We start from the raw sequence: 2,008 nt of genomic DNA, 5'->3' as shown, positions 1-2,008 counted from the left end.
GTCACTTCGGCGCCCTGAGGGTAGGCCGTTTCGCACCGATACTGCTACTTTACGGACCCGGAGTTGGCTCTCCCTCACTTGTGATACTGGTGGCGAATTCCCCTATGCGGCTGCTGCCGGTGCCAGCACGGTAGCGAACGGTGGGTGACGGGTCTTCGCCCGTGGGGTGCCGGCGAGCCATTCACCGATGCGGACAAAGTTGACGGCGGTGGCGGTCAGGACGTGGCCCAGGTGGGTCCGGGCCAGGCCGACGTAGCGCGAGCGACGCAGTCCGCAGCGACGCACGGCCTGCGAGAGCGTGCCCTCGACGCCGGCGCGTCGAGCGTACTCCTCGGCATAGGCGTCCGTCTTCTCCCGCTCCCGTGCCGCCCGCAACGCCTCGTATTGATCCTGGGGACGCACGGTGATGGTTCGGCGTGGGGATGCCTTGCGCGAACGGATGCACTGGGCTCGATGGGGGCAGGGGCCGCAGTCCTTCGTCGAGAATTTGATCTTGACGACCTGATTGCGACGCTTGTCCACGGCTGGCGTCCAACTGATGCTGGTACGTCCTGCGGGGCAGGTGGCTTGCTCGTCGTCCCAGTCGATCGTGAACCCTTGGGCGTCGAAGCCCTGCCCGTCGCGGGCCTGCCAGTGGTAGTCCTTCCTGGTCGGGCCGAGCAGGTCCACGCCGAACTGCGCCGGCGTGGTTACCAACAACTCGGCGTCCAGGTAGCCGGTGTCGACGACGTGCAGGCCCGGCAGGAGATCGCGTTCTGCCAGTTCCTGATGGATATCTGGCGTCATGGCGCCGTCGGCGACCGGGCCTGGCGCCGTCGCGACGTTGGTGATCAGATTGGGGGTGTCATCCTCGCAGGTCTCGGTCAGGTGGACCTTGTAGCCGACCCACGACGTGGCATGTTTCCTGGCGTAGTGAGCATCCGGGTCATACGGCGAGCTGATGAACCGAGCCGCCGGTGGCAATCCCTCCTTCTCGGTTCGCCAGCGTAGGACCGTCTCGGTCATCAGGTAGTTCTGGATCCACACCGAGCGGAGCACGCGGAGCGCGGGGAGGTCTCGTAGCCAGGCCGGTGCCTCGTCGGCATCGACGGCGATGAGGAGCTCGAGGCCGTCCCGGCCGATGGTCTCGGCCAGGGCCTGCCGCTCCGCCTGCTTGCTCGGGAGACCGTCGTCCTCGGGGCGCCGCTCGTAGCGTGTGGCCCATTCAGGTCGTCCGTGGGCGCGCAGCCAATCAGGCGCGACGTCGGCGAGGACCGTAAGGGCGTGGCGCATCGTCTCGGTCACCAGCTCAACCCGGTTCAGCGCTCGGACGGCGGCCAGCACGTGGGTCGAGTCCGTCCGCTGCCGCCCCCGGGCCTTGAGCAGTCCCCGGTCGCGGGCGCATGCTACCAGCAGGTCGAGCAGCCGCCGTTCGGCCCCGCCGAGCAGCAAGCGGGTGCGGAACTCGCTGAGGACGGTGTGGTCGAAGCCCGGATCGGTCACCTCTAAAGAGAGTGCGTACTTCCAGTCGATCCGCCCACGCACGGCGTCGGCCGCCGCGCGGTCGGACAGGTGCTCGGCGAACTGGAAGATCGTGACCAGGGCCAGACGCCACGGCGCTTCGGCCGGCTGCCCCCGCGTGGGGAACAGATCGGCGAAGTCCTCATCCGAGTAGATGGTGTCAAACGCCTCCCGCATCCGCACGTACAGGTTGCCACCGGGGAACGCGGCGCGCGCGACACGCGCGGTCTCCTCGGGGATCGGGTCCGGCTCCCGCGCATGCAGCGACATCCTGGCCTCCAGTCCGAGCGACGTCCCCGCCTCCGCGGGGTACGCCAGACTCCAGGCCGCAGACGCTATGCCGGCATCCGATGGCCGTGCCTGAATTCGCCACCAGTATCAAAAGTGATACTGGTGGCGAATTCAGGCGCGGCCTGCGGATGCCGGCAGAGTGTCTGCGGCCTGGAGTCGGGCGAACCCCGCGGAGCCGGGGAAGTTGCTCGGACTGGAGGCCACGATGTCGCTGCAT

The 2,008-nt window shown here is 68.0% G+C and carries 1 protein-coding gene; it reads right to left on the bottom strand.

Annotated elements, in window-relative coordinates; translation table 11 throughout:
- Positions 1-102: 102 nt before the first annotated feature.
- On the bottom strand, positions 103-1,770 hold the full coding sequence (locus tag VNE62_02450; GenBank protein ID HVE91147.1) for an IS1182 family transposase: 1,668 nt from the start codon (positions 1,768-1,770) through the stop codon (positions 103-105).
- Between the last annotated feature and the right edge of the window lie 238 nt (positions 1,771-2,008).

The organism is Actinomycetota bacterium (genome assembly GCA_035536535.1).
Lineage (GTDB): Bacteria > Actinomycetota > JAICYB01 > JAICYB01 > JAICYB01 > DATLNZ01.
This window is presented reverse-complemented; position numbering and strand designations above follow the sequence as displayed.

Coding starts and splice junctions, on each gene's coding strand:
- VNE62_02450 (HVE91147.1), bottom strand. CDS start 1,770: ATGTCGCTGCATGCGCGGGAGCCGGACCCGATCCCCGAGGAGACCGCG.